The sequence below is a fragment of the Palleronia rufa genome, assembly GCF_000743715.1.
GTDB classification, from domain to species: Bacteria; Pseudomonadota; Alphaproteobacteria; order Rhodobacterales; family Rhodobacteraceae; genus Palleronia; species Palleronia rufa.
This window is the reverse complement of record NZ_JQEY01000003.1, coordinates 1-20,821: the sequence shown is the minus strand read 5'-3', so window position 1 is coordinate 20,821 and position 20,821 is coordinate 1. Positions and strand designations below refer to the sequence as shown.

Here is a 20,821-nt window from a genome sequence, read left to right as displayed (position 1 = left end):
CATGACCCAAAGCATCCTTCTGCCCGTCGACCTGGCTGCGCCCGCCACATGGGAGAACGCCCTGCCGCGGGCGCTCGACCTGACGCGCGGGGGCGCGCTGCACGTCATCTCCGTGATCCCGAATTTCGCCATGCCCGTCGTCGGCACCTATTTCGACGACGGCTTCATCGAACGCGCGCTCCACGAGGTGGGCGAGGAGCTGACCAAATGGGTCAACGCCCATGTCCCCGACAGCCAGGAGGTGCACCCCCATGTCACGCACGGCCGGGTCTACGACGAGATCGTCAGCGCGGCCGAGCGTCTGGGCGTCGAGACCATCGTGATGGGCGCGCCCCGGGCGGATCTGAGCCAGTATCTTCTGGGTCCCAACGCCGCGCGGGTCGTCCGCCACGCCCGCCAGTCGGTGTTCATCGTCCGTGGCTGACAGCGCGGTCTTCGGCCGCACCGCCGCCCATGACGCCCTGCCCCGCGCCGTGGCCGGCGACGGCTGCTATCTGATCGACGCGGACGGCAGGCGCTATCTCGACGGGTCGGGCGGTGCGGCGGTGTCGTGCCTGGGCCATTCCGACGCGGCCGTGCGTGACGCGATGCACGCCCAGATCGACGCGGTGGCCTTCGCGCATAGCTCGTTCCTTTCCACCGACGCGGCCGAGCGGATGGCCGCCAAGCTGGTCGAACACGCCCCCGGCGGGCTGACCCGCGCCTATCCGCTTTCCGGCGGGTCCGAGGCGATGGAGGCCGCGCTGAAGCTGGCGCGCCAGTACTACCTGGAGATCGGCCAGCCGCAGCGGCGCCACATCGTCGCCCGCCGCCAGAGCTACCATGGCAACACGCTGGGCGTCCTTGCGGCGGGCGGCAACGCCTGGCGGCGTGAGAAATACCGGCCGCTGCTGATCGAATGCCACCACATCGCCCCCTGCTACGCCTACCGCGACCAGCAAGACGGCGAGAGCGCCGAGGCATACGGCCGGCGCGTGGCCGACGAGCTGGAGACCACGGTCGCGGCGCTGGGACCGGAGACGGTCATCGCCTTCGTGGCCGAGCCGGTCGTCGGCGCCACGGCCGGCGCGGTCGCCCCGGTGCCGGGCTATTTCAGCCGCATCCGCGAGATCTGCGACCGCCACGGCATCCTGCTGATCCTCGATGAGGTGATGTGCGGCATGGGTCGCACCGGGACGCTCTTCGCCTGCGAGCAGGACGGCGTCGCGCCCGACATCGCCGCCTGCGCCAAGGGGCTGGGCGCGGGCTACGCGCCGGTATCGGCCATGCTGGCGTCCGAGCGGATCTATCGCGCCATCGCCGACGGCTCCGGCGCGTTCCAGCACGGCCATACCTACCACGCCCATCCGCTGGCCTGCGCCGCCGCCCATGCGGTGCTGACCCGGCTGGTCGACGACGGGCTGGCCGCGGGGGTCGCGGCGCGGGGCGAACGGCTGGCCGATGCGCTTCGGGACCGTTTCGGACAGCACCCCCATGTGGGCGACATCCGCGGCCGCGGACTGTTTCGCGGCATCGAGCTGGTCGAGGACCGAGAGTCCAAGGCCCCGTTCGACCCGGCGCGCAAACTGCACCAGAAGGTGAAGAATGCCGCCATGGCGGAGGGGCTGATCTGCTACCCGGCGGGCGGCACCATCGACGGGCAGCGCGGCGACCACATCCTGCTGGCCCCCCCCTTCATCATCGAGGACGATCAGATCGGCGAACTGGCCGACAAGCTGTCCCGCGGCCTGGACAGAGCGATCGCCTCGTGACCCGCGGGGCGGGACCTCCGCCCCCGACCGGGTGTCGCGAAATGGGCGCGGACGCCCGCCGGTCAGACCACCACGCCCTCCTTCAGCCGCACGACACGGTCCATCCGCCCCGCCAGATCCAGGTTGTGCGTGGCGATGAGCGCGGCCAGGCCGGTCTCGCGCACCAGCGCCATGAGGGCAGCGAACACCGTGGCCGAGGTCTCCGGGTCCAGGTTTCCCGTCGGCTCGTCGGCCAAGAGCACCTTGGGGTGGTTCGCCAGCGCCCGGCAGAAGGCCACGCGCTGCTGCTCGCCCCCCGACAGCGCCGAGGGCCGGTGCCCGGCGCGGTGGCCGACGCCGACGATGTCCAGCAGATCGCGGGCGCGGTCCTCTGCCGCGTCCTGCGCCACGCCGTCGGCCAGTTGCGGCAGGACGATGTTCTCTGCCGCGGTGAATTCCGGCAGCAGATGGTGGAACTGATAGACGAAGCCGACGTCGGAGCGCCGCGCGGCGGTGCGGCGGCGGTCGCCCAGGTCGGTCATGTCCTCTCCGCCCAGAAAGACGCGCCCCGCATCGGCCGAATCCAGAAGGCCCGCGATGTGCAGCAGCGTGGACTTGCCAGCCCCGCTGGGCGCGACCATGGCCACGATCTCTCCGGGCCGCACGGTCAGGGAGGTGCCGCGCAGGACCTGTACCTCCGCCGGGGTGCCGCGGTTGTAGTGCTTCTCGATCCCGCGAAGCTCCAGCGCCGGGTCACTCATAGCGCAGCGCCTCGACCGGGTTCATGCGCGCCGCGCGCCGGGCGGGAAAGATCGTCACCACGAAGCTGAGGCCCAGCGACAGCACCACGGCCGACAGCACGTCGCCCCATTGCAGCTTGGCCGGGAGGGCGTAGATGCCGCGGATCGACGGATCCCACGCATTGCCGCCCGACATGTAGTTCACCGCCGAGAAGATCGGGTCGATGAACAGCGCGAAAATGCAGCCGAGGATCACGCCCAGCACCGTGCCGATGACCCCGGTGAGCGAACCGCAGATGAAGAACACCCGCAGGATCGATCCTTCGGTCAGCCCGATGGTGCGCAGGATGCCGATGTCGCGGCCCTTGTTCTTGACCAGCATGATGAGGCCGGAGACGATGTTCATGGACGCGATCAGCACCAGCACCGACAGGATCACGAACATCACGTTGTCCTCGATGTCGAGCGCGCGCAGGAACGAACCCGACGCATCCTTCCATGTCCACATGATCGCGCGGTCGCCCGCCGCCGCCAGCAGCGGTAGGGTCAGTGCATCCACGTCCTCGGGGTTTTCGGTCATCACCTCCAGCTCGGTCGCCGCACCTTCGGAGTTGAAATAGACCTGTGCCTCTTCGAACGGCATGTAGACGCGGGTGCGGTCGATGTCGTAGCGCCCGGCGGTGAAGATATAGACGATCTCATAGTTCGACACGCGCGGCGAGGTGCCGAAGGGCGTGCGCGCACCGTCCGGAGAGATCAGCCGGATCACGTCGCCCACGCCGACACCGAGTTCCCGCGCCACCCCGGAGCCCACGGCGATGCCCGCCACGCCGTCGGCGCCGAAGCGCGAGAGATCGCCCTCTGCCTCTACCGGATCGGCGATGCGCGGGATCGTGGCCAGATCCTCGGCCGCGATGCCGAAGACCTCTACCCCCGTGGTCTGTCCCGTGGAGCTTGCCATGACCTGACCCCGGACCAGCGGCGCCGCGCGTGTCACGCCCGGCACCGCGGCCACCCGTTCGGCCATCGCGGCATAGTCGGTGATCGCCCGCGAGGTCGTGCCCGCCTCTGTCTGGTAGGGCGCGGAGTAGAGCGTTACATGGGCGTTGGCACCCAGGATCGTGTCCACGAACTCTGCCCGGAAGCCGGAGCGCACCGCCAGCGTGGCGATCAGCGCGAACACGGCCAGGGTGATCCCCACCAGGCTGATCCAGGTCATCACGCTGACCCCGCCCTCGGCCCTCTTGGCGCGCAGGTAGCGCCAGGCGATCAGCCATTCGAAGCGCGAGAACGGGGCGGTGGTCGCCATGGGGCGGATCTCCTGGACGGGTCGGCGGAGCCTTGGGACAAGCCGCGTGCCGGGTCAAGGCCGCGGCCACCTGAAGCGGGCCGCTGACCGCACCGTGACTGGATAGGGCGCCCGCGCCCGCTATTTCGCCCCGAAACCGAAAGTTCGAGGACCCGCTCATGACCGTTTCTCACCCCCACGCCCGGACACTTCTGCGCGATGCGGCCCGCGGCGCCCTGTCCCGGCGCGAGTTTCTGACCCGGGCCACGTCGCTGGGTCTGACGACCGGCGCGGCCTACGGGCTGCTGGGCCTGGTCCCCGCGCCCGCGCGCGCGCAGGAGCGCCGCCCGGGCGGCACCCTGCGGATCCAGCAGGACGTGCGGGCGCTGAAGGATCCGCGGCTCTACGACTGGCCGCAGATGGCCAATGTCACCCGCGGCTGGCTGGAATACCTGGTGAGGTACGAGCGCGACGGCTCGTTCTCCCCGATGCTGCTGGAAAGCTGGGAGATCGACGAGGACGCGACCGGCTACACGTTGCGCATCCGCCCCGGCGTCACCTGGTCCGACGGCACCGATTTCACCGCCGAGGACGTGGCGTTCAACATCGGCCGCTGGTGCGAACAGGCGGTCGAGGGCAACACCATGGCCCCGCGCATGGGCGCGCTCATAGACGAGGAGACCGGCCAGGCCCGCGAGGGCGCGATCGAGGTGTCCGGCGACGGCGTGGTGCGGCTGGCCCTGTCCAGGCCGGACGTGACTCTGATCGCCAGCTTCTCCGACTTTTCTGCCGCCATCGTACCCCGGGACTTTTCGGGCGATCCGCTGGAGACCAAGGGCACCGGCGCCTACGCCCCGGCGGAGTACGAGGTCGGCGTCCGCGCCGCGATCGAGAAGCGCGAGGGCCACGACTGGTGGGGTGCGGAGGTCTTCGGGCCCGCCACGCTCGACCGGATCGAGTTCATCGACTATGGCACGGATCCCGCGTCGTGGTTCGCGGCGGCCGATGCCGGCGAGATCGACATGGTGTACGAATCCGTGGGCGAATTCATCGACCTCTTCGACACCATCGGCTGGACCCTCTCAGAGGCCGATACCTCGGCCACTGTCGTCATCCGCGCGAACCAGTCGAGCGCGCCCTATGACGACGTGCGGGTGCGGCGCGCGCTGCAGATGGCGACCGACAACGCGACCCTGCTGGAACTGGGATATTCGGGACGCGGGGCGGAGGCCGCGAACCACCATGTGGCGCCGATCCAGCCCGATTTCGCCGATATCGGTCCCTCGACCTATGCCCCGGACGAGGCGATGGCGCTGCTCGAGGACGCGGGCCAGGCGGGATTCGCGTTCGACATCGTGTCGCTGGACGACGACTGGCGGCGCAACACCGCGGACGCCATGGCGGCGATGCTGCGCGATGCGGGCCTGAGCGTGTCGCGCTCTGTCGTGCCGGGGGCCACGTTCTGGAACAACTGGACGCAATATCCGCTGTCGGCCACCGATTGGGGCCACCGTCCCCTGGGCATCCAGACCTATGCGTTGGCCTACAAGTCCGGCGTGCCCTGGAACGAGACCGCGTTTTCCAACGAGGATTTCGACCGGGTGCTGTCGGAGGCGGAAGGCATCGCCGATGCCGATCGCCGGGCAGAGCTGATGGGAGAGCTGGAAACGATCCTGCGCGAGGAAGGCGTGGTGGTGCAGCCCTTCTGGCGCGCGACCTTCCGGCATGCGCGCCCCGAGGTGGTCGGCGCCGAGCAGCACCCGACCTTCGAGATCCACCCCTATGAACTGGGCCTCTCCGCATGACGGCGACGCTCTCCGCGCCCTGACCGACGGCGGTTCCATGCGATTTTTCCAGCGCATCGCCGAAGAGCGGATCGAGGCAGCCATGGAAGAGGGCGCGTTCGACAACCTTCCGGGCGCGGGCAAGCCCTTTACCTGGCGGGCGGGCGATCCCGTGGTGCCGAAATCACTCCGCAAATCGGGCTACACGCCGCCCGTCGTGGTGCTGAACAGAAAGCTGGAAGACCTGCGGGCAAGGCTGTCATCGGAGGTGGACCGGACGCGCCGCCGCGCCCTGCTGGCCGAGATCGCCGAGACGGACATGCGCCGCGCCATGGAACTGGAACGCGCGGTGCGTGACGCCCGGCGGCGGTAGCGCCACGCGCCCGGCACGGGCCGTCCGCCTGCGCCAAGACCCCGGGCGATCCGCCGCGACGCAGGCGAAGCGGTGTCAGCCGGCGGGGGTGACGCGCAGGAGGCTGCCGTCGGGCGCATCGACCAGCAGCAGCACCGCGCCGTCCTTATCGATCTCAACGTCGCGGATCCGGCCCCGGTCGGTCACCAGACGCTCTTCGCCCGTCACGGTGTCGCCGTCCAGCGTCAGGCGGACCAGGCCGCCGGGATTGAGCGAACCGGCCAGCACGTCGCCCTGCCAGTCGGGGAACATGTCGCCGTCGTAAAAGGCAAAGCCGCCGGGGGCGATGACCGGGTCCCAGTAGTAGCGCGGTTCGGTGAAGCCCTCCGCGCGCGGCTTTCCGATGCCGATCAGGGGACCGGCATACTGACGCCCATAGCTCACCTGCGGCCAGCCGTAGTTGGCGCCCGGCTCGATCAGGTTCAACTCGTCCCCGCCGGCGGGGCCGTGCTCCAGGGTCCAGAGCGCGCCGGTGTCGGGGTTGAGGTCCGCCCCCTGGATGTTGCGATGCCCCAGCGTCCAGATCTCCGGCCTGGCGCCGTCTCGATCCGCGAATGGATTGTTTTCGGGTATCTCACCGGAGGAGGTGACGCGGATCACCTTTCCGAACGTCTTGTCCAGGTCCTGGGCAAAGACGCGGGTGGCCTGCGACGAATGTTCGCCGGTCGTGATATAGACGTTTGCGCCATCCGGCACGAGCCTGGATCCGAAATGCATCGGCGGCTCGACCGGGGGATCCTGAACGAAAATGTCGGTGACCTGGCTCAGCGCGGTGCCGTCGCCGCTGAGCACACCGCGGGCGGCGGCGGTGGCGTTCAGCCCGTCCGGCATGGGCTTGGCATAGGTCAGGAATACCACGCGGCTGGTCTGGAAATCCTCTGCCAATGCCACGTCCAGAAGTCCGCCCTGCCCTTCGTACAGCACCTCCGGCACTCCGGAAATGGGCGTTCCGACCTCACCGTCGCGGGTCACCAGACGCAACGTGCCCTTGAGCTCGGTGACCAGATAGCGCCCGTCGGGCAGGACCTCGATCCCCCAGGGACGATCGAGCCCGCCGGCGACCTCGGCGACCTCTACCTGCGTTTCCGGCAGGGCCGGAGCGCGGGTCTGGGCGTCGAAGGCGGGAGAGAATTCGGGAACGTTCTTCGGACCCTGCTCGACCGGCTGGGCAAGGGCAGGCGCGGCAAGCGTCGATGCAAGGACGGCGGCGATCAGACGGGTGGGCATGGGGATCCTCCGGGCTTTGAGACAGGTCAACCGCATCGGCGCGCGTGTGTTCCGCCACGTCCGACACGCCGGATCGCGATTCCGTGATCCAAAAAACCGGCCCGGCCGGAAACTTCCCCCGCCGCCGCGCGTGAATAGGCCATACTCAAGCCCACGATATTCCGGGCTCTGATATTTTAGTGAGTGATCTGCTTGGTCACGAGTTATCCGGGTCGGCCCTTTGGGCCGGCCCGCTTTCGTTCGCGGCCCCGGCTGGCTAGACCCCGTAGATCTGCGCCACGCGGTCGATCGCCGCCGCGACCGACATCTCTTCGGTGTCGCCGGTTCTGCGGGCGGTCAGTTCCACCTTGCCGTCCTTCAGGCCGCGCGGCCCCACGGTGATGCGCCAGGGCAATCCGATCAGATCCATCGTCGCGAATTTGGCGCCCGCCCGCTCTTCCCGGTCGTCGTAGAGCGCCTCCAGCCCCCTGGCGGCCAGCTCGCCCTCGATCCGGGCGCAGGCGGTGTCGCAATCGCCGTCGCCCTGACGCAGGTTCACGATGCCGCAGTGGAACGGGGTGACCCCCTCGGGCCATATGATTCCCTTGTCGTCGTGGCTTGCCTCTATGATCGCGCCGACCAGACGGGACACGCCGATGCCGTGCGAACCCATGTGGACCGGCACCTGAGCGCCTTCGGCGGTCGAGACGGTCGCGCCCATGGGTTCGGAGTACTTGGTGCCGAAATAGAAGATCTGGCCGACCTCTATGCCGCGCGACGTCATCTGCCGGTCCGCAGGAATCTGCGCGAAACGGTCGGCGTCGTGGGTCTCATCCGTGCGGGCATAGGGGGCGGTCCATTCGTCCACGATGGCTTGGCAGCCCGCGCGGTCGTCGAAATCGACCGGCCGGTCGCCAAAGCGCAGATCTAGGATCGCGCGGTCGTAGAACACCTCTGATTCACCGGTTTCGGCCAGCACCAGGAACTCATGGGTGTCGTCGCCGCCGATGGGCCCGGAATCCGCACGCATCGGAATCGCCTTCAGCCCCATGCGCTCATAGGTGCGCAGGTAGCTCAGCATATGGCGGTTGTAGGCATGGATCGCGTCGTCGCGGGTCAGGTCGAACGTGTAGCCGTCCTTCATGTAGAATTCCCGCCCCCGCATCACCCCGAACCGCGGGCGCACCTCATCGCGGAACTTCCACTGGATGTGGTAGAGGGTCAGCGGCAACTCGCGGTAGCTGCCGACATGGGCACGGAAGATGTCGGTGATCATCTCCTCGTTGGTGGGACCGTAGAGCATGTCGCGGTCGTGGCGGTCGCGGATGCGCAGAAGCTCATCGCCATAGGCATCGAAGCGGCCGCTCTCGCGCCACAGGTCGGCGGGCTGCAACGTCGGCATCAGCATCGGGATGTGGCCCGCCTTCTGCTGTTCCTCATGGACGATCCGCTCCAGCGTCCTGAGCACCCTGAACCCCAGGGGCAACCACGAATAGATCCCGGCGGCGGCCTGCTTGATCATACCCGCGCGCAGCATCAGCCGGTGGCTGGCGATGGCGGCGTCGCTGGGCGTTTCCTTGATAACGGGCAGGAAATAACGGCTGAGGCGCATGGGACGGGCTCCTGGACGGTGCGTCGCGATGGCTAAGCCATCGGCCCGGCCCCCGCAAGATCACGCGCGCCAGTGCTCGTCCACCCAAGGGGCGGGGCGGATGAAATGGCGCAGATGCGCCCAGGCCGATCCGCGCGGACGGACCCGCAGCAATTCCGACAGATGCGCGCGGGCGGTGGTGGCCCCCTCTGCCCGGTAGCGTCCCGCGATCGCGTCCTGCGGACCCAGGTGCCCGGCGAAGATCACGATCCGCGCTTCCTTCGGCAGTCGCGGCGCCAGCGCGTAGTTCAGCGGAAAGGGCCTGCGGCAATGGCGGCGGAAATGCGCCACCCATCCTTTCGGGAAGAACTGCGCGCCGCCGGGGGCCATGCGGGTCACGAAGCGCTGCTCATAGCGGTACTCGGCGGCGATGCGCGCGGCATCCGCCCCGAACGCCTGCTGGAGCGGCAGCAAAGCGCCCACCGGAAAGCGGAACACGCTGGTCTGGCCAAGCCGTTCCAGCGGGTTGGTCGGGTTCGGAGCCAAGATCACCCGGTTGGGGTCGCCCGCCTCGAAGAACGGGTCGAGCGATCCGGTCACCACCACGTCGAGGTCAAGAAACAGCACCGGCCCCTCCAGATCGCCCAGCCGCGCGCCCCAGAGCCGGGATTTCGGCCAGATCCCGGTCCTGGTCTCCGGGATCTCGTAGTCGATGGGCGGCAGGGGCTGCGTCTCGACCTCCGGACGGATGCCGGCGGGATCTTCGCAGAAACACACGAAGCGGAACGGCGGCGTGACGTTGCGCGCGACCATGCCGTAGAGGCGGTCGATATAGGGCGGGCCGTACTTGGTGCCCCAGTTGATGCAGACGATCTGTTTCATGGGCCCTGACCTAGCGCATCGGGACGGCCTGCGACAGCCGACGCATGGCCGCCTGGCTTGCGTCCGGCGGGACCATGCGAGACAAGGGATCATCCCGCGAACAAGGCACAAGCCCATGGCCCTCCCCGTCAGAGACCAGCTCAAGTACTGGGGCATCGCCGCCCTGGTGTTCTTCGTGCTGCTGTGGTGGCTCGGGAACGTGATCATGCCCTTCCTGCTGGGGGCCGCGGTGGCCTATCTGCTGGACCCGATCGCCGACCGGCTGGAGCGTCTGGGCCTGAGCCGCGGCGCCTCTGTGGCGGTCATCGCGGTGATCATGGTGCTGATCCTGGTGGCGATGGTGGTGCTGGTGATCCCCACGCTGATCAGCCAGGCTATCATGCTGTCAGAGCGGATCGCCATGCTGGTCGAACAGGCCCCGTCCCTGCTGGCGCGGTTGCAGGACTGGCTGTCGACCAACTATCCGGGTCTGGTGGAGCGCTTCCCCGACTTCGCGGATATCGAGACGTCTCTCAGGACCATGCTGACCAACTTCAGCAACGCGCTGCGCGAACGCGCGGGCCTGCTGCTGGAGGGCGTGCTGGTGTCGGTCACCGGGCTCTTCAGTACGCTGGTGCTGTTCGTCATCGTACCGGTGGTGGCCTTCTACCTGTTGATCGACTGGGACCGGATGGTGGCCCAGATCGACGCGTTGCTCCCGCGCGAGCACCAGCAGACGATCCGCCAGGTGGCGCGCGACGTGGACAGGACGCTGGCCTCCTTCGTGCGCGGACAGGGGCTGGTCTGCCTGATCCTGGGGACGTATTACGCGGTGGCGCTGGGACTGGTGGGGCTTCAGTTCGGCTTCATCGTCGGGGCCATCGCCGGGGCGCTCACCTTCATTCCCTACGTCGGCGCGCTGGTGGGCGGGATCCTCGCCATCGGCCTGGCGCTTTTTCAGTTCTGGGGCGACTGGTTCTGGATCGTCGTGGTCTGGGCGATCTTCCAGTCCGGACAGTTCGTCGAGGGCAACGTCCTGACGCCGAAGCTGGTCGGCTCGTCGGTGGGGCTGCATCCGGTCTGGCTGCTGTTCGCGCTGTCCGCCTTCGGATCGATCTTCGGGTTCGTGGGCCTTCTGGTCGCGGTGCCGCTTTCCGCCGCGCTGGGCGTCATCGCGCGGTTCCTGACCCATCGCTACCGCCAGAGCGCGCTCTACCGCGGCACGTCGGAGGAGCCATGAGGCCGGAGCAGCTCGCGCTCGACCTGGCCCTGCGGCCCGCTCTGGGAAGGCAGGCCTTCGTCGTCACCCGGGCGAACATGGCGGCGCTGGAGATCCTGGAACGCGGTCCCTGGCCGGGCGGGCGGCTGGCGCTGAGCGGACCCGCGGCGTCCGGCAAGACCCACCTGGCCCATGTCTGGGCAGCCGATACCGGCGCGGTGATCGTCGGGGCCGCGGAGCTGGCGCGTTTGGACACCGCCACGCTGGCCGGGGCGGGACGCATCGCGGTAGAGGACGTGCCCGCGATCGGCGGCGACGCGGCGGCGGAAACGGCGCTCTTCCATCTCTACAACCGCATGGGCGCGGCGGGCGGCTTTCTGCTTCTGACCGGCCGCACCCTGCCCGCTCACTGGCCCCTGGCCCTGCCAGACCTGCGCAGCCGGATGCGCGCGCTGACCGCGGCCGAGCTGAACCCTCCGGACGAGGCGCTGCTGGGGGCGCTTCTGGAAAAGCAGTTCGCGGACCGGGGGATGGATGTCGCGCCACAGGTGCTGATGTTCCTCGTCCCGCGGATGCCGCGCACCGCCGCGGCTGCACGCGCCCTGGCCACAGAGATCGACCGCCTGTCGCTTGCCCGCCAGCAGGCGGTGACCGTCCCGCTGGCCAGACTTGCGCTGGATCGGGTGTCGTCGCTCTGTCACACCCCGGCGCCGGGCGACCAGCCATGATCGAGACCGACTTCCTGGCCGCGCCCTTCCCCGCGTCCGTGGACCCCTCCGACGGTGAGGACCTCACCGGCGCCGGACGCTACTTCAACCGAGAGCTTTCCTGGCTCGCCTTCAACTGGCGTGTGCTGGAAGAGGCCGAAAACGCGCGAGTCCCGCTTCTGGAGCGGCTGCGGTTCCTGTCGATCTCGGCGACCAATCTGGATGAGTTCTACACCGTCCGCGTCGCCGGTCTGCGGGAGCTTGCGATTTCCGGCAATACCACGCCAGGCGCCGACGGTCTGTCGCCGGCCCAGCAGCTTACCCGGATCGACGCGAACGCGAGGTCCTTGATGGAGCGCCAGCAGGTCGTCTTCGCCGAGCTGACGGCCCGCATGGCCGAGGAGGGCATCCACATCCTCGACGCGGACAGACTGACCGGCGACGATCGCGCATTCCTGGAAGAGACGTTCCTCAACCGCGTCTTTCCGGTGCTGTCCCCGCTGGCCATCGACCCCGCGCATCCGTTCCCGTTCATCCCCTCCACCGGCTATTCCCTGGCGTTGCAGCTGGAGCGCGAGAGCGACGGGCGGATCCTGCGCGCGCTGCTGCCGATCCCCCAGCAGATCGACCGCTTCATCCGCTTGCCCGCGCCCGACGGACAACACCGCTTCGTGGCGCTGGAGGACATGCTGCTGCTGCATATCGGGACGCTCTATCCGCGCTACAGGGTGACCGGATACTGCACGTTCCGTGTGCTCCGGGACAGCGACCTGGAACTGGAGGACGAGGCAGAGGACCTGGTGCGCGAATTCGAGGTCGCGCTGAAGCGTCGCCGCAGGGGCGAGGTCGTGCGGCTGAACATCTCGGCCCATGCGCCGGAGCGGCTGAAGCGGATCATCATGGACGAGCTTCCGGTCACCGAGAGCGAGACCATAGAGACCGACGGGCTGATCGGCGTGGCCCATGTGGCCGAACTGGTGCTGAAGGACCGCCCGGACCTGCTGTGGCCGTCGTTCATCCCCCGCGTGCCGGAGCGCGTGCAGGACCATGAGGGCGACATGTTCGCGGCGATCCGCCAGAAGGACATGCTGCTGCACCACCCGTACGAGACCTTCGACATGGTTGTGCGGTTTCTCCACCAGGCCGCCAGCGATCCCGCCGTGGTCGCAATCAAGCAGACGCTCTACCGCACCTCCCACGACAGCCCGATCGTCGACGCGCTGTGCGAAGCCGCCGAATCCGGCAAACAGGTCACCGCCCTGGTCGAGCTCAAGGCCCGGTTCGACGAGGCCGCGAACATCCGCCAGTCCCGCAAGCTGGAGCGCGCTGGCGTCCACGTCGTCTACGGTTTCATCAACCTCAAGACCCATGCCAAGATCTCTGCCGTGATCCGGCGCGAGGGCGACCGGATGGTGACCTATTCGCACTTCGGGACCGGCAACTACCACCATATCACCGCGCGGATCTATACCGACCTGTCGTTCTTCACCACCGACGGCGCGCTGGGGCGCGACACGACGCGGCTCTTCAACTACCTGTCGGGCTACGCGCAGCCGGAGGATCTGGAGAACCTCGCCGTGTCTCCGCTGACGCTGAAGCCGCGCCTTCTGGAGATGTTCGAGCAGGAGGCGCAGAACGCCGAGGCCGGCAAGCCCGCGGCGATCTGGGCCAAGATGAACTCCCTGATCGAAACCGACGTGATCAACAAGCTCTATGAGGTCTCGGGGCGCGGGGTGAAGGTCAGCCTGGTGGTTCGCGGCATCTGCGGGCTCAGGCCGGGAATCGCGGGCCTGTCGGAGAACATCCGCATCAAGTCCATCGTGGGTCGATTCCTGGAACATTCGCGCATCGTCTGCGTCGGCAACGGGCGCGAACTGCCGTCCAAGAAGGCGCGGGTGTTCATTTCATCGGCCGACTGGATGGGCCGCAATCTCAACCGCCGGGTGGAAACCCTGGTGGAATGCAACAATCCGACCGTGAAGGCGCAGATCGTGCGGCAGATCATGGCCGCGAACCTGGCCGACACCGCGCAGAGCTGGATCCTGCGCCCCGATGGCAGCTATGAGCGTCCGGCCGCCGACGACGATGCGCGCCCGTTCTCCTGTCACCGGTTCTTCATGGAGAATCCGTCGCTGTCGGGACGGGGGTCGGCGGGCGCCGCGGATGTGCCGGAACTGACCCACGGCGACGACTGACCGGGCAGCGCGCGCGGTTTCGCAACGTCGCGGGGGCGCCAAGGCGATTGACCTTCGGGGCGGCCGTGTCATCTTGTCCCCCGGATCCCGGAACAAGAGCCCCATGACCATCGCCCAAGTCCCTCGCACCGACGAGTACGGGCCGTTCGGCCCGCCGCTCTTCGACGATCCCGCGGCGCGGGCGCTGTCGCGCCTGGCGGTGATCGACATCGGCTCCAACTCCATCCGCATGGTGATCTTCGACGGTGCCGCCCGGTCGCCGGCCTATTTCTTCAACGAAAAGGTCATGGCGGGCCTGGGCGCCGGCTTTGCCGAGACCGGCCGGCTGAACCCCGAGGGCAAGCGCCGCGCCATGTCGGCCATGCGGCGGTTCCGCAAACTGATCGACGGGATGGGCGCGTCCCCGGTCATCGCCATCGCCACCGCCGCCATGCGCGAGGCCGCGGACGGCCGCGCCTTTCGCGATGAGGTCGAGGCCGAGACCGGCATCCGCATCGCCATCATCGAAGGCGAGGAAGAGGCGCGCCTGTCGGCGCAGGGCGTCTTCGTCGGCTGGCCGGGGGCGCGGGGTCTGGTCTGCGACATCGGCGGCTCTTCCATGGAACTCGCGCTGGTCAACGACGGCCAGGTCGGCCGCTGCATGACCTCTGCGCTGGGGCCGCTGCGGCTTCTGGGGATCGAGGGCGGGCAGAAGGCCGTCCGAGCAGAGATCCGCAGCACCGTGGCCGCGCTGGGCGACGCGGTCGGCGCGCGCCACGACCGGCTGTTCCTGGTGGGCGGTTCCTGGCGGGCCATCGCGCGGATCGACATGGAGCGGCGCGGCTACCCGCTGCACGTCCTGCACGAATACCGCATGTCGCCCCGGGACGTGCGCGAGACGGTGAAGTTCATCCAGAAGTCGTCGGTCGCGGACCTGCGCAGCGCCACCGGCATCGGCGAAAGCCGGATGGCGCTGGTCCCGCTCGCCAGCCTGGTGCTCAAGGAGGTCGTCAAGGCGCTGAAACCGGCGGAAATCGCGATCTCCTCCTACGGCATCCGGGAAGGGGTGCTGTTCGAGCAGATGCCCCAGCCGCTCCGCGACCGCGACCCGCTGATCGAGGCCTGCCGGTTCTCCGAGCAGAAGGACGCGCGCCAGCCCGGCTTCGGGCGTGCGCTGTATCATTTCATCCTGCCGCTGTTCCGGTCGGCCAAAGCGTCCCGGCTCAGGATCGTGCGGGCGGCCTGCCTGCTCCATGATGTGAACTGGCGCGCCCATCCCGACTACCGCCACGACGCCTGTTTCGACAGCGCCACCCGGGCCAATCTGGGCGGCATGACCCATGCCGAGCGGGTGTTCCTGGGCCTGGCGCTGCTGCATCGCTACAAGGGGTCCCGCATGGGGACCCGGTTCGACGAGATGCTGGGCATCCTGGACACGTCGGAGATGGACGAGGCGGAGGTGCTGGGCCGCGCCATGCGTTTCGGCGCGATGTTTTCTGCCGAGACGCCGCTCAGCCACGGTGAGTTGCGCTGGTTCCCCAAGAAAAAGCATCTGGAGTTGCGCCTGGCGGAGGATGCGCACGACCTGTTCGGAGAGGTGGCCCAGGCGCGGTTCGCGGCCTTGGTTGACGCGCTCGGCGCCACGTCTGAGGTGCGCAAGCTGCGCGGTGACGGCGCCGGCTAGAGCGCGCGGGCGCTTCCTGCCGATCAGGGCCTGGCCTGTGCACACAGAACGGCCGCCGGCGTCAGCATCAAGAGCGTTCTGCCCGAACAAGGCGGCGCCGCCGAAACCGGTGCTGGCGCCGCATTGGACGTATAGGCGCGCAAATTGCGCCGGGCTCAGAGGTCGCGTGCAAGTGTCGGAGCGCGCAGTTGGCGCACGGTCCTACGCTGGAGGCGGACCGTTTCGGGCGGCCAGCCAACCTTCAGGGCGGCCCGTCCGGTGCATGACATCCGCGGTGCTTTGTTGCCGCCACACTGGAATGCGCCCCTCGGCCATTCGCCGCGAACGCCAAGATCGGTCCATCGCGATCGCTGTCGGTCGTGCGGACGAACGCCTTCGCCGTCGCGGGTTCGGATCGTGCGCCTTCATCAGCCGCCGCCCCTTTTTTGCGGACACGATGAACCGCCCAGGTTTCACCGGAGGCTGGTTAGTTGGTTTCAGGCGGCCATATCGAGGTTGACGTCGGCATCAGCGAAATTCCTTTCCGCCTTGGCTGGCGGGATGTTTCCGATGGGCCCGAGCAGGCGTCGGTTGTTGAACCAATCCACCCATCGCAGCGTCTCCCATTCCACCGCGTCCGCCGTTTTCCAAGGGCCGAGCCGGTGGATGACCTCGGCCTTGAACAGCCCGATGATCGTCTCGGCCAGGGCATTATCGTAGCTGTCGCCGGCGGATCCGACCGATGGCTCGAGGCCCGCTTCGGCCAGCCGTTCGGTGTAGCGTCGCAACAGATATTGACCGCCACGATCCGAATGATGGGTCAGACCCTCGCCCGGGCGGCGCTCGTGGAGTGCCTGTTCGAGGGCATCGAGGACGAACTGCGTTTGCCGTGAACGGGAAGCGCGCCAGCCGGCGATCCTGTCGGCAAAGGTGTCGATGACGAAGGCGACGTAGAGTTCGGCATAAGGCCGCCATCGGTCCGAGGGCCATGCCGGACGCCCTGCCAGGTCGAGACGTAGGTGAAATCGTCGTCCATCGGGCCTGAACCGATGGCGCCCCGATGGACGACTCCAGAGCCGGTTCGGCGCCGACGCCCGGAACTGGCGGTTCACCCTGTCCTTCGGGCATGGCAGCGCCGGATCCGGGATCGTCGTCTTCTGGGATTTGCCACGGATAACGCCCTGTATTCCCGACTTCTTCATCAGCCTCTCCACTGTGCAGCGGGCGACATCGAAGCCTTCGCGGCGCAGCTGTCGCCAGACCTTGCGCACGCCATAGACCTGGAAGTTCTCTTCCCAGACCCGTTGGACCTCCGGCACAAGCCTGGCATCCCGCCGGGCGCGATCGCTCGCACGCGAAGGATCGCGGGCCGTCGCAGCGTGGGCTGGTAGGTCCCCTCTCGGCAGATTGCTTCGCAATCGCCTGCCGGGCAACGGATGGGGCGATCGGCAGGACCCGGCAGATCGGCTCGACCCCATGCTGGACGCGTCCGGCATGGGCCTCGGACCGATGGCGGCCTCATGCCGAACTCGTCGATGAAATCGATCATCGCTTGAACGGGCGGTCGAGCTCCGCCTGGGCAAAATACGCACCGGCCTTCTTCAAGATCTCATTCGCCTGCCGCAGGTTTCGAACCTCGCGTTCCAGATCCTTGATCCGGGCGCGCTCCTCGCTGGTCACGCCATTCCGGCCACCGGTGTCGATCTCCGACTGTGCTGCCCAGCGGCGAAGGGACTCGCGGCTGCACCCGATCTTCGGCGCGATCGCCCGGATCGCCGCCGACCGGTCCTTATGATTGCCCAAGTTCTCCAGAACCATTCGAACCGCGCGTTCGCGGGTCTGAGGTGAATACCGGTTCGCTCTGTTGTCTCGTTCCATAGGTGTCAGATCCCGCTTGATTGTATGGCCGCTTTTTGAAGAGCCTTGGCTTTTGGCGATGCCAGTCCTTGAGGGCGTCGATAGGCGTTCTGCCCTTCAGGACGGATTGCGGGAGCTGGCCGTTGTAGAGGCGGACATAGCGCAGGATCGTCTGCTCAAGGTCCTCGCCTGATCGGAAGCGATGACTCTGCAGGACGTCCTCGATCCGCCCGTTGAAGCGCTCCACCATGCCGTTGGTTTGCGGCCGCATCGGTGGTGCGAGGCGATGCTCGATCCCGAGGTCGGCACAGAGGCGGTCGAACTCGTGGTTGCCCGTGGCCGCGCGCTTGCGCAGGCCGAACAGCCGGTCGGTGAACTCCTTGCCGTTGTCGGTGAGAACACGTGTGATCTTCATCGGCGCGGCGCGCTCCAGGTCACGCAGGAAGCGGCGCGCGTTGGCGGCCGTCTTCGCTGGGTAGATGCGGACGAAGACCCATCGGGTCGCACGGTCAATCGCCACGAAGAGGTAGCGTCGCCGCTGCTCGTCCGGCATCTGCGGCAGGTATTTCACGTCGACATGCAGATAGCCGGGCTCATAGGCCCTGAAAGGCTTGTGCGCAGGCTTCGGCGCCTTTGGTGTGAGGTCGCGGAGCTTGCTCACCCCATGTCGCCGCAAACAGCGATCCAGCCCGGAGCGCGAGACGTTCGGGTTCAGGAACTCGCGAACGACGGACAGCAGGTCGTCGAGCGGCAACAGCAGAGCCTTCCGCAACGCTACGGCAACCGCCTCCTGGGCAGGGGTCAGCGTCGTCTGCAGCCTGTGCGCGGTGTGGCTGTGGTCGTGAACGCCATCCCGCTTGCGCCACTTCCAGACCGTCTGTTCGGAGATGCTGTAGCGCTCCGCAACCATCCACGCCGGCTCATCGCTCGCCTGCATCGCAGCTCTGATCCTGGGTGTCGTCGTCGCCTGCTTGTGAAGAGAGATCAGCATGATCGTCCCCCATCCCGAACCTCACGCAGAAACGACCTTGCCATGAAGAGCGCAGACCGGCGAGAGTCTATGTGATCGTTCGGGACTGAACACCTAGGCCAAAAGCGGCCGCCAGAGACCAGGTAAGTGATCCGATCACGATGCCGGAGGCGAGCAGGAGCCCGGAGGGGCGACCCCGCGCCATCGATGTGCCTGCGATCGCAAGTGTCGCGGGTCCCGGACTTGCGCTGGCAGCAAGATGCGCCAGCAGGATCAGAGCAAGATTGATGTCTCCGATCATCTGGGCCTCCTGTCGGAACGGGGTCTTCTTTCTGCGGCTGTGCTGGCCACGGCGCTGGCAGGGGAGAAGACTTGCGCCAGTTCTGTTGGCGCGCTCTTTGCAATGCGTGCCACTTCTCTCAGGGCATAGGTCCAGATCGTCAGGTCGTTTGCCGAGAAGGCAATTCTGACCCCGGACGGGGCCGCACCAGGGACCACTGCGAAAGCACTCCCTGGCGCGACGGCGATGCCTATCTCGGCGCAGGCTGCTGCAAAGGTTTCACTACGCCAGCCTTTTGGGAGGGTAAGCCATCCGTGCAGGGCTTCCGGTGCGCCTGAAAAGTCGAGACCTGCGAGCGTCCTCGCCGCAACGTCGAACATCTGGCGCGCCTCATGCCGCTTGCTCATCTCGACGGAGGCGACAGTTCCGTCCTCGATCCAATGCCGGGCGAGTTGAACGGCGAGGCTCTGCGCCATCCAACCGCCGGATCGTGCCGCGCGCCTAATCGCGTCGGCAATCGGCTCTGGTGGTGCGATGATACCCAAGGAAAGACCCGGCATGAGCCTCTTTGAAAGGCTGTCGGTGCGAATGACATTGTTGGGCGCATAGGCGGCCAACGGCACGGTCGGTTTGAGGAAGCTGTAGATGCGGTCTTCGATCGCACTTAGCTGGTGGCTCTTCAGCACGTCGGCGATGCGCTGCTTGCGGTCCTCCGACATCGTCAGGACGAGGGGACTTTGCAACGTCGGCTGGAGATAAACGCCCTGTAGTCCCGTCTGCGCCGCACGATCCAGGGCGACTGGCGTCACCCCTTCGGCGTCCATTGCAAGGGGAACGAGATCGATGCCAAGCTGGCGGGCGGCGGCAACCACGTAAGGATAGGTCATCGTCTCGACGCCGATGCGCCCACCGCGAGGGGCCAGAGCGGCCAGGCAGGTCGAGATGGCTTGCTTGCCGTTCCCGACGAGGACGAGCGAGTTGGGAGAAACAGGGTGCTCGGTAGAGCCGACAATCTCGGCGAAGACCGAAGCTGCCGAAGGCTCGGTCGACGCCGAAGATGGTGCAACCGCGGATTGTTCCAACCCTTGGCGGAAAAAGCGCACTGTCGATGCGGCGATACGGTCTCGCCCCTCCGCGCTTAACCTGAAGACGATGTCCAGATCGATGCCGCGGCCCGAAGGCTCCTGCAAGGCAGGATCGAGTGGCCGGAACCGGTTTGCGACAAAGGTGCCGCGCCCGACTTCTCCCACGACGAGACCTCTGCGGCGCAACTCTTCGTAGACGCGGCTGGCGGTCGAGACGGCGATGCCTTCGGTGTGGGCGAAGTCGCGCTGCGGGGGCAGGCGCGCACCCAGGGGCAACTCTCCGGTCGCGATCCGCAGCGCAATACGATCCGCGATTTCGGTATAGGGCTTCAAGCGAAAATTGCTCCGAGTACAATGATTACCTTGATCGGAACATTAGGACAGTTCATTTCATGGAAAATCAAGGAGAATATTCAATGCCTGCGCTTTCGCTTTGTCACCGCATGACAGCCTACATGGAGTGGGCCGACGATGTGATGCTCTCCGCCGCCGAAAGGCTGCCACAGGACGCCGTAAGTGCGCCGCGCGATGCTCTCTTCAAGTCGATTGCGGGTACGTTCGATCATACTCTGGTCGTCGGAGAGATCTTTCAGGCGCATCTGGAAGGTCGCTCCCATGGCCATGATGCGCGGCATCGGGCCAGTGTTCTCGACTTTCCACAAGTGGCAACGCGGCTGCGCGCCATGAACAGCTACTACGTGCGCTGTGCAAGGGACTGGACGACCAGCGATCTGGCCGAAACGATCGAGTTCACGTTTGTTGGGGGTGGGCAGGGCGCAATGACCCGTGAGGATATCCTGCTCCACCTAGTCAATCATGCGACATATCTGTCAGATCCCGCTTGATTGTATGGCCGCTTTTTGAAGAGCCTTGGCTTTTGGCGATGCCAGTCCTTGAGGGCGTCGATAGGCGTTCTGCCCTTCAGGACGGATTGCGGGAGCTGGCCGTTGTAGAGGCGGACATAGCGCAGGATCGTCTGCTCAAGGTCCTCGCCTGATCGGAAGCGATGACTCTGCAGGACGTCCTCGATCCGCCCGTTGAAGCGCTCCACCATGCCGTTGGTTTGCGGCCGCATCGGTGGTGCGAGGCGATGCTCGATCCCGAGGTCGGCACAGAGGCGGTCGAACTCGTGGTTGCCCGTGGCCGCGCGCTTGCGCAGGCCGAACAGCCGGTCGGTGAACTCCTTGCCGTTGTCGGTGAGAACACGTGTGATCTTCATCGGCGCGGCGCSCCCCAGGTCCCGCAGGAAGCGGC

The 20,821-nt window shown here is 67.2% G+C and carries 17 protein-coding genes, 2 pseudogenes and 1 other annotated feature; of the genes and pseudogenes, 9 read left to right on the top strand and 10 right to left on the bottom strand.

From position 1 onward, the window contains the following. Nucleotide 1: 1 nt before the first annotated feature. The gene (locus tag KW83_RS05910) at nucleotides 2-424 is read left to right on the top strand and encodes a universal stress protein (RefSeq protein WP_036176126.1); all 423 of its coding nucleotides are present in this window, start codon (nucleotides 2-4) and stop codon (nucleotides 422-424) included. After that, nucleotides 417-1,751: an aspartate aminotransferase family protein gene (locus tag KW83_RS05905; RefSeq protein ID WP_036176123.1), complete on the top strand. Its 1,335-nt coding sequence runs from the start codon at nucleotides 417-419 to the stop codon at nucleotides 1,749-1,751. The genes KW83_RS05910 and KW83_RS05905 overlap by 8 nt, the downstream gene beginning before the upstream one ends. Nucleotides 1,752-1,813: 62 nt before the next feature. On the opposite strand, the gene KW83_RS05900 is transcribed toward KW83_RS05905, so the two are convergent. Then, nucleotides 1,814-2,491 carry an ABC transporter ATP-binding protein gene (locus KW83_RS05900; RefSeq protein WP_036176120.1) on the bottom strand — a complete coding sequence of 226 codons (678 nt, stop codon included), beginning with the start codon at nucleotides 2,489-2,491 and terminating at the stop codon, nucleotides 1,814-1,816. Then, nucleotides 2,484-3,779, bottom strand: a complete 1,296-nt coding sequence (locus KW83_RS05895; protein ID WP_036176118.1) for a lipoprotein-releasing ABC transporter permease subunit — start codon at nucleotides 3,777-3,779, stop codon at nucleotides 2,484-2,486. The genes KW83_RS05900 and KW83_RS05895 overlap by 8 nt, the downstream gene beginning before the upstream one ends. Nucleotides 3,780-3,937: 158 nt before the next feature. Here KW83_RS05895 and KW83_RS05890 point away from each other — a divergent pair, with 158 nt between their 5' ends. After that, the gene (locus KW83_RS05890) at nucleotides 3,938-5,563 is read left to right on the top strand and encodes an ABC transporter substrate-binding protein (protein ID WP_036176114.1); all 1,626 of its coding nucleotides are present in this window, start codon (nucleotides 3,938-3,940) and stop codon (nucleotides 5,561-5,563) included. 37 nt (nucleotides 5,564-5,600) lie between these two features. Further along, complete coding sequence (locus KW83_RS05885; RefSeq protein ID WP_036176863.1) at nucleotides 5,601-5,915, top strand: DnaJ family domain-containing protein; 315 nt, start codon at nucleotides 5,601-5,603, stop codon at nucleotides 5,913-5,915. Between the two features lie 75 nt (nucleotides 5,916-5,990). Here the strand turns inward: KW83_RS05885 and KW83_RS05880 are convergent, their stop codons facing one another. The 3 genes from KW83_RS05880 to KW83_RS05870 form a co-directional block, all read right to left on the bottom strand. Further along, on the bottom strand, nucleotides 5,991-7,181 hold the full coding sequence (locus KW83_RS05880; protein ID WP_051928309.1) for a PQQ-dependent sugar dehydrogenase: 1,191 nt from the start codon (nucleotides 7,179-7,181) through the stop codon (nucleotides 5,991-5,993). 256 nt (nucleotides 7,182-7,437) lie between these two features. Beyond that, complete coding sequence (gene proS, locus KW83_RS05875; protein ID WP_036176110.1) at nucleotides 7,438-8,772, bottom strand: proline--tRNA ligase; 1,335 nt, start codon at nucleotides 8,770-8,772, stop codon at nucleotides 7,438-7,440. Between the two features lie 60 nt (nucleotides 8,773-8,832). Continuing rightward, a complete protein-coding gene (locus KW83_RS05870) occupies nucleotides 8,833-9,633 on the bottom strand; it encodes a hypothetical protein (RefSeq protein ID WP_036176107.1) in 801 nt (266 codons plus the stop codon). Nucleotides 9,634-9,748: 115 nt separating this feature from the next. On the opposite strand from KW83_RS05870, the gene KW83_RS05865 reads away from it, so the two are divergent. The 4 genes from KW83_RS05865 to KW83_RS05850 all read left to right on the top strand — a co-directional run bounded on the left by KW83_RS05865 (nucleotide 9,749) and on the right by KW83_RS05850 (nucleotide 15,396). After that, on the top strand, nucleotides 9,749-10,852 hold the full coding sequence (locus KW83_RS05865; protein ID WP_036176104.1) for an AI-2E family transporter: 1,104 nt from the start codon (nucleotides 9,749-9,751) through the stop codon (nucleotides 10,850-10,852). Continuing rightward, entirely contained in the window at nucleotides 10,849-11,559 is a 711-nt protein-coding gene (locus KW83_RS05860; RefSeq protein ID WP_051928307.1) for an HdaA/DnaA family protein, read from the top strand. The genes KW83_RS05865 and KW83_RS05860 overlap by 4 nt, the downstream gene beginning before the upstream one ends. Beyond that, on the top strand, nucleotides 11,556-13,733 hold the full coding sequence (locus tag KW83_RS05855; RefSeq protein ID WP_036176101.1) for an RNA degradosome polyphosphate kinase: 2,178 nt from the start codon (nucleotides 11,556-11,558) through the stop codon (nucleotides 13,731-13,733). Before KW83_RS05860 ends, KW83_RS05855 begins: the two co-directional genes overlap by 4 nt. Nucleotides 13,734-13,836: 103 nt before the next feature. After that, a complete protein-coding gene (locus KW83_RS05850; protein WP_036176098.1) occupies nucleotides 13,837-15,396 on the top strand; it encodes a Ppx/GppA family phosphatase in 1,560 nt (519 codons plus the stop codon). A gap of 476 nt (nucleotides 15,397-15,872) precedes the next feature. Here KW83_RS05850 and KW83_RS05845 read toward each other — a convergent pair. The 4 genes and pseudogenes from KW83_RS05845 to KW83_RS05825 form a co-directional block, all read right to left on the bottom strand. Then, nucleotides 15,873-17,253 (bottom strand): annotated as a pseudogene (locus KW83_RS05845) (IS3 family transposase). Further along, nucleotides 16,813-16,966: a sequence feature (AL1L pseudoknot), on the bottom strand. Its footprint overlaps the pseudogene before it by 154 nt. Before the next feature lie 4 nt (nucleotides 17,254-17,257). After that, nucleotides 17,258-18,223: pseudogene (locus KW83_RS05835) on the bottom strand (IS481 family transposase); the annotation flags it as partial. 67 nt (nucleotides 18,224-18,290) lie between these two features. Beyond that, nucleotides 18,291-18,503: a LysE family transporter gene (locus KW83_RS05830; protein WP_036176092.1), complete on the bottom strand. Its 213-nt coding sequence runs from the start codon at nucleotides 18,501-18,503 to the stop codon at nucleotides 18,291-18,293. Next, on the bottom strand, nucleotides 18,500-19,900 hold the full coding sequence (locus KW83_RS05825) for an aminotransferase-like domain-containing protein (RefSeq protein WP_051928306.1): 1,401 nt from the start codon (nucleotides 19,898-19,900) through the stop codon (nucleotides 18,500-18,502). Before KW83_RS05825 ends, KW83_RS05830 begins: the two co-directional genes overlap by 4 nt. Nucleotides 19,901-19,983: 83 nt before the next feature. Between KW83_RS05825 and KW83_RS05820 the strand changes: the two genes are divergently transcribed. After that, nucleotides 19,984-20,412 carry a DinB family protein gene (locus tag KW83_RS05820; RefSeq protein ID WP_051928305.1) on the top strand — a complete coding sequence of 143 codons (429 nt, stop codon included), beginning with the start codon at nucleotides 19,984-19,986 and terminating at the stop codon, nucleotides 20,410-20,412. Here KW83_RS05820 and KW83_RS05815 read toward each other — a convergent pair. Next, on the bottom strand, nucleotides 20,382-20,821 hold a 440-nt coding region (locus tag KW83_RS05815; protein WP_036176089.1), incomplete at its 5' end, for an integrase core domain-containing protein. The two genes, KW83_RS05820 and KW83_RS05815, sit on opposite strands and share 31 nt — an antisense overlap.